A 7,069-nucleotide genomic window follows, 5' to 3' on the forward strand; every position below is an offset into this window, starting at 1 on the left:
TTAAAAACGGTATTTAACATATTTATTTTAAAAAAAGTAAACACTTTATTTAAAGCAGTTATTAAAAAGTGTTTTAAAAAATGGAGTCAAAAATATAGTTAAAACATGGTTATTTATTAATAACGCAATTTTAATTATTCAGTCTATTTAAAGAAGTAAACGTAGTAACAAAAAATTACTGGTAACAGTAAAAACAAATAATTGACGTATTTATACGGAAATTAATATTTTTTATCTGAGGAGCATTTATGAAATCAATTAGTATGAAAGTAAAACCGTTTGTTTTGGCATTAGGTCTGTCATCACTCTTAGTGAGTGGAACAGCTTTTTCTGCGGCAGTAAGCGTAAAAACGACTAACAGCACCATTAAAGGTGCACCACCGTTTATTCCTTACGTGCACGTAAAGTCAAGTACGGAGACGTTACAGGTAGATTCAACCCTCTTTTTTGATCTACCTGACGCGACTAGTTATCTCTTTAAAGATAAGTGGACTCCACTTGATCAAAGCGATATTGAAACTAAATCAGCACAAAATACAGCACCTGCACCTGGTGTGCCTGGCGTGAATAAGATGGGTGGCTCGTTAATGTTTGTTGATCTTGATGGCGATAAAGAAGGTGATCGTAAAGATAGAAAAAATGGCGGTAAAGTTGTGATCGAGTGGTACAAAATGATTGAAACCGATCCTTCTCTAGCGGGTGAGATCACTCTTGGGGATGTTGAAGCGAACTGGACAAAATTGACTGCTGATAATGACAAAGGTGAGTATACCTTGAAATTAGGGGATTTGAATTACCAAATTGCGGCAGTGATTATGCCGATGACCGCAACAGGTGATCCCGATCGTAATAATAAACTTTTAGTGCCAAACGTGTTGGAATTCGCAGGTCAGGTAGTCGATCCTGAAAATCCGGGTGGTCCAGTAGATCCACTAGATCCAGGTCCTAACCCAGAAATCATTCCACCAGGTGATGGCGGCCCAGGTGTAGAACCAAAAACTGGTGCTGATCTACGTCTAGTTATTCACACCAATAAAGCGTACAACGATGCGTATCTAGCGTATAAAGCGGATCCAAGCGGTCCAGCACCTGATTTCTCAACAGTACCTGCTTCGGATATTTTTGGTGACAACCTAGACATGAATGCTGGTCAGGGTCTTAGCCTTAAAACTGATACTGTTTACTACGCAACTGTCTTAGCAACTGAAATCGAAGGTTCAACCGTTGTAACAGATTATACGACAGATGTGACTAGTGAATACGCTGATACATTAATTTGGTCTTATGTAGATCAAGATAATAGTACACCATTTGAAATCGACAATGATGGCGAAATGGCGTTCCGCACATTAAGAAACAGTAATGTTGCTGGTAGCGCAGGTGATCTGAATGGTGATGGTGCAGAAACGGATAACGATGGTTCAGTTGTGGATCGTGTGAAAGACAGCACAGCGATTCTTGATGCACTTAACTTAACGCCAGGTGCGGATGCATTAGGTCTGAATGAGCAAGGATTTAGAATTAAATTCTCTGTGGATGACGGCACATCAGAATAATCTAGCAAGCTAGTCATTATTCAAGTTGTTATGATTAAAACAAGGAGTGCGCAGGTAATGCGCACTCCTTAACAGAATAAATCATTTTGATTATTTTCAAAATGGCTTTCAGTCTGGGAGTAAGACATTAAGTATTTGGCAGAATTTATGTTATCGCGAGCCATTTTGAAAATTATGATTTGAGTATGTATTTATTACAATGCTTGATGAAAAGGGCATTAAATAACAAGTAAATAACGATGAAATAATTCATCGTTTAAATCTAAAAATAGGCTACTTTACCTATTTTAGTATTGACCTGATTAACTATGAACAAGCATAAAAAAATAGAGAAAAACAGCATGAACAGTCGTTTAAAAAGAGGAAATAAACCATGAAACCAATACTACATAAAACGTTTAAGGCGAAATTCCCCATTACTATGCTAGTTGCAGGAGTTTGTTGTAGCTTATTTGCACAAAGCGCATTTGCGGTGACAGCAGAAGGATTTTGGGCAACAGGGGTAATTAATGGTAAATCGTTCTCTGCTAATGGCACCGGACTCCAACTTGCAACGCCATTATCCAATCCTGATTTTCTTTGTGAAATAAATGGAGTAGGTGCCCGATTGCCGCGTATGGGCGAAATGAATGTTGCTTATAAAACGAAGTTAGCGTTGTCGGGGAATAACAATACAACCGATGGTGCTGCTAATTTACGATTAGTGGGCAGTGTGATAAGTGAATGGGGCGGTCAACCGAGCCTATACACATCTTCGCCGTGGGTCTCTGGTTCATATTGGGTTGCAGAGCCAATGAATACGACACAGCGTCATTTTGTGTTATTGAACAGCCCAACTGCTGGGACGCTTAGTGCCTCAGTACCAACGACTCAACAGAATGTTATGTGTGTACAAGATATATAACTCAGTAAATAAACGATTTGATGTCGCACACGTCAGCTAGCAATAGGCATGTTGCAACATTCAAAGAGAATGGACATTAATATAAGGAATAGAATAATGAATACATTACACCAACACTCAACCAAAAGAATAAAAACAATCACCACTATCAGCTGCGCCCTCGGCGTTGCACTCTTTACTTCATCAGTGTTTGCAGTGCAAACCCAAGGTTTTTGGGAAGCAAGCGTGATAAGAGGCGTCACAATCAATGCGAATGGTACACCCATGCAACAAGCTGATCCTGCTACTAACCCTGATAGATTTTGTGAATTACAGGGAAATAACAAGCGTCTTCCTGAAATAGCTGATTTCAATATTGCTTATCTGAATAAAGTACCACTCTCTGGGAATAATAATTCTACTAACGGTGATTATAGTACTCGTCGGTCAGGAAGTTTAGCTACGGAATGGGGAGGCAAACTAAGTGTTTATAGTGGTGCCGGTTGGATAATCGATAATTATTGGGTTAAAGAGCCAATATCAATTGGAGTCAGACATATAGTAACCCTCGATGGGAGAGGGGGCTTGGGTAGCCCAGTTGCTGAGGCATTTCATAGTGTTGCATGCGTCAGAACACTCTAAATTTACTGATTATGTCACGTTAAGCTAACTAAAAACTAGTTAACGAACTGAAATAAATCGCATTGTCGTTTATTACTTATTATCAAATATTACTTGGAAAAAATCATGAAAAATTTTCTTTGCAAACAACTTAAACACACAAAATTCATCACTGCGTTATCACTATTTTTATTGCACAGCGCTGCATATAGTGCTGTAACAATCAATGGATATTGGAATGCGGGAACTATTAACGGTGTAAGCTTTCCTGCGAATGGTACGGGGGCGCAATTAACTTCTCCTACACTAAATCCAGCTATATTTTGTCAATTACAGGGTGCTGGCTGGAGATTACCGAATGTTGAGGAAGTTAACTTATCATATTTAGGGAAAAAACCTTTAACAAATACTACATCAACCACGAATGGCGCACATACTATACGTAGAGTAGGAAGTTTAGTAAGTGAATGGGGGGGGAGGCCTGGCTTAAATCCAAATAGTAAATGGCTTGATGGAACAATATATTGGGTAAATTTGCCAGCAAATGCAACTCAAACTCATGGTATACACCTTGGTAGTGTTGATAATGGGGATTTAAGGATAGTTAACGTTACAAATTTAGCTCCACCTCCCTGTGTCATTACTCTTTAATATTATGATTTGAGTTTAAATTGTATAAGCTCGTACAAAGAGCATATTACAAACCAAATTTAGGACTAATAATTGGGATAACTAAACTATTGGATTAAATAGTTTATTAGGTGTTGTTTGATTAACAGAAAATAAACTAGTCTCGGGTAGATAAGTCTTAATTACTCTAAGTGTTATTTGAGCGAGCATATTCTCAAATTAAATGTTAAATGAATATTTAGCATTATTCTTAGTTTGAGTCATTATTGTAATAAGTGATAAATATAGTTTTTGATTCAGATTGAAATAAGCAACATAACTCAAACTAGAGAGTAAAACATCAGGCTTAATGATGGAAAAATATATTTTTAGTTTTACTAGTAAGTAATGATTTTTATTAGTGGGATGTTTGGGGAATATTATTTTTAATATTGATATTCCCTTAACTTTAATGCACATAACAAAATTGTTAAAAATAAAGTGGATCACCTTAAGTGTTCTCCAATTTTAATAAAAGAATACTTTGAATACATAAAATGGACAAATGATGAAAATAAAAGCGACAACTCCATTATTTACCCCGTCTCGAATTGCGATGTTTATCGCGGTTTCTTTTGCTACGGTTATTTCACATGAAATCTTGGCAGTGAGCAAATTTGTGACGACAGCTGAACCTATCATGGGAACTGCGCCACAAGTAGAATCTACGAATTTTACTGTCAAAACCGTAATCAATGCCTCAACGTATAAACCTGAAGACGTTATCTTGGTTGAGAGCACGCAATCGCCGCGAGATATTGAGTTTAGTGGCGTGTTGAGTAATGCCGTTGTGAGCGATGTGGATAGTGATCCTAATCCGACTGCGACTGTTGCGGACTTAGAAAAAAATGCAGTGATTTATAAATGGTTTGATGGCCTAACTGAAATCACCAATGCGCAGGCGTTAGCGGACTTTTCAACGTATGCAGGTAAACGATTAACATTACAAGTGGCCGTGCCGGTTAAAGCCACAACCGATGCAGGCTATCCGCGAACAAATATAACGGAAGATGGTATTACCAGCCAGTTCTTTACACATACCTTTCAGGTGCAAATTGGCAATGCGCCGCAAATTGTTGCCAATGGCGCTAAATTCAAGCTTAATGAAGGTTTCCCAAAAACAGGCTTTAAAGGGGCTGAATTTGCAATTCAAACGCCAATTGAGGCAAGCAATTATTCATGGGAATCGTCTGAGCCCACTTTAGCCAGTGTTTCATCAGATGGTATTGTTAAGCTAGAAAGTATGCCTGCAAATGCTACGACTCCTATCAAAATTACTGCAACCCCTAATTCGCCACTTGCGCTGGGCGCTAGCTTCAATAAGCTTGAATATACCTTTACCTTAGAACGTTGGTTTATTCATGGTGGCGATTATAACCGTGAGTGGCCAAATATTGCTTATTATTGTCAGCGTGAGCCTGAAAGAAACTATGCTATTCCTCTTTTTGAACAACACCTATCGAGTGGCACTGAAAGAAGTGCCAATGGCCGATTATGGAATGAATGGGGTGATTTAAATTATTATGCGAATGCGTCTCCTCGTTGGGCGGGGCAGTCTAGTAGTGATTTCTATTGGGCGGCAGAAGTGGGTAACACGGTTGCAACACGTAATCAATATCAACGCACAAGCTTAACACCAGGTGGCACAGCGCCATCCAGCAGTTATATCGATAATAAGGCAACTGCCTATCAGGTTTGTGTACGCAATCTAGATGGTAGCGCGGCGTACCCAATTCCAAGGATAAATGATTTACAAGTAGAAGGGATTTTTGGTGAAAACACTAACTGGACAGTAAGCTATCGCTATGATGCCGATGGTGGCGCACGCGACCGTTCGACATACTCATCTCTCTTTGAAGATACGATTGCTGGTTCATTATCGGTGTATGATAGTACAACAGAATTTAATGGTACCTTTAATGCTGAAACGGGGCGCACCTCTCAAGTATTCCCGATAACCGCATCACAAGCGGGTAAAACATTTATATTTGCGGTACGTGCTATCAATGACGATAATATTCCAGGTAGTGTAGGAGTGGTTGCAAATGATAAGCTGCCAGAGGAAGGTAATAAGCTTACTACTCGTTTTTACTCAATTAGCACACCGTTAGCGGCAGCTAACTTCCCAATTAAACCACTAGGCGACGCCGAAAACTTCCCACAAACGGGCTTCTTGAATGCGAAATTCAGAATCAATGTCGGGGATGATACAGGCAGTGGTAATTCGAATTACACTTGGAGAGCAGAGCTTGCCTCTGGTGGTACAACCGATTTAGTGGCTGTGAATGAATTCGGGCCTGATTTTGGTGAAGTCACCTTAGTCAAAGAACCTACAAAAGCGACGCCAATCGCCATTATTGCCACGCCAAAACCAGGTATCCCTGGTGGTGAATTACGCTACGAATTTGAAGTGAAAAAATGGTTCTACCCAGACTTACCAATGCCAACACTCTCTATCACGAAGTTTGCGAACGTTAATACCGTACAAAACCCAAGTGCAACACCGTTTAGTATTGATGCAGGCTTCCCGAAAACGGGCTTTAAAAACGCGCAGTTTGTGTTGAATATTTTAGGTTGGAATGACATCAATATTAACAGCACCTATACATGGGAAAGTAGCGATCCTGCTTTAGCAACGGTAACCAATGCGGGTATTGTCACTTTAGTCGCGAAACCTGATAGTGCGAAAGAGATCACGATTACGGCAAGACCGCCTGCAGGCAGCACCAATCCGCCGTTAACTTATAAGTTTAAAGTTGAAACCTGGTTTGATCCTGATAGGCCAATGCCAGCAAAACCTGCGGCAACCGCGTTTAGTAATATTACTACGCCGCTTGCACCAAGTGCACAACCGTTTGGTTTGGATGAAGGCTTCCCGACAACGGGCTTTAAAGATGCGAAATTTAAATTAAATATCGCTGATGCATGGGATGCAACCAAGACCATCAATGATCAATATACTTGGACGGCTGAACTTGCCGCCGGAGGGGAAACGGATCTAGTTACTGTGAACGCAGCAGGTGAAGTGACCTTAGCGAAAGAGCCAGCAAAAGCAACACCAATCGCGATTATTGCAACGCCGAAAGCGGGCGTGCCGGGCAGTCCATTACGCTATCAATTTGAAGTGAAAAAATGGTTCTACCCAGACTTACCAATGCCGACGTTGTCTATCACGAAGTTTGCGAACGTTAATACCGTACAAAATCCAAGTGCAACACCGTTTAGTATTGATGCAGGCTTCCCGAAAACGGGCTTTAAAAATGCGCAGTTTGTGTTGAATATTTTAGGTTGGAATGATATCAACATTAACAGTACATATACATGGCAAAGCAGTGATCCT

Annotated in this window: 4 protein-coding genes and 1 pseudogene; all 5 read left to right on the forward strand. The window is 39.9% G+C overall.

Annotated elements, in window-relative coordinates; genetic code table 11:
• Positions 1–248 precede the first annotated feature (248 nt).
• Complete coding sequence (locus BMW37_RS01200; protein ID WP_093316904.1) at positions 249–1,556, forward strand: hypothetical protein; 1,308 nt, start codon at positions 249–251, stop codon at positions 1,554–1,556.
• 373 nt (positions 1,557–1,929) lie between these two features.
• A complete protein-coding gene (locus BMW37_RS01205) occupies positions 1,930–2,460 on the forward strand; it encodes a hypothetical protein (RefSeq protein ID WP_093316907.1) in 531 nt (176 codons plus the stop codon).
• A gap of 96 nt (positions 2,461–2,556) precedes the next feature.
• On the forward strand, positions 2,557–3,081 hold the full coding sequence (locus BMW37_RS01210) for a hypothetical protein (RefSeq protein WP_093316909.1): 525 nt from the start codon (positions 2,557–2,559) through the stop codon (positions 3,079–3,081).
• 105 nt (positions 3,082–3,186) lie between these two features.
• Entirely contained in the window at positions 3,187–3,711 is a 525-nt protein-coding gene (locus tag BMW37_RS01215; RefSeq protein WP_093316912.1) for a hypothetical protein, read from the forward strand.
• A gap of 745 nt (positions 3,712–4,456) precedes the next feature.
• Positions 4,457–7,069 (forward strand): annotated as a pseudogene (locus BMW37_RS01220) (hypothetical protein); the annotation flags it as partial.

The sequence above is a fragment of the Thorsellia anophelis DSM 18579 genome (assembly GCF_900111395.1).
GTDB classification, from domain to species: Bacteria; Pseudomonadota; Gammaproteobacteria; order Enterobacterales; family Thorselliaceae; genus Thorsellia; species Thorsellia anophelis.

Excerpts from the sequence above, each read along its gene's own strand:
- BMW37_RS01200 (WP_093316904.1), top strand. The coding sequence starts at position 249 with ATGAAATCAATTAGTATGAAAGTAAAACCGTTTGTTTTGGCATTAGGT.
- BMW37_RS01205 (WP_093316907.1), top strand. The coding sequence starts at position 1,930 with ATGAAACCAATACTACATAAAACGTTTAAGGCGAAATTCCCCATTACT.
- BMW37_RS01210 (WP_093316909.1), top strand. The coding sequence starts at position 2,557 with ATGAATACATTACACCAACACTCAACCAAAAGAATAAAAACAATCACC.
- BMW37_RS01215 (WP_093316912.1), top strand. The coding sequence starts at position 3,187 with ATGAAAAATTTTCTTTGCAAACAACTTAAACACACAAAATTCATCACT.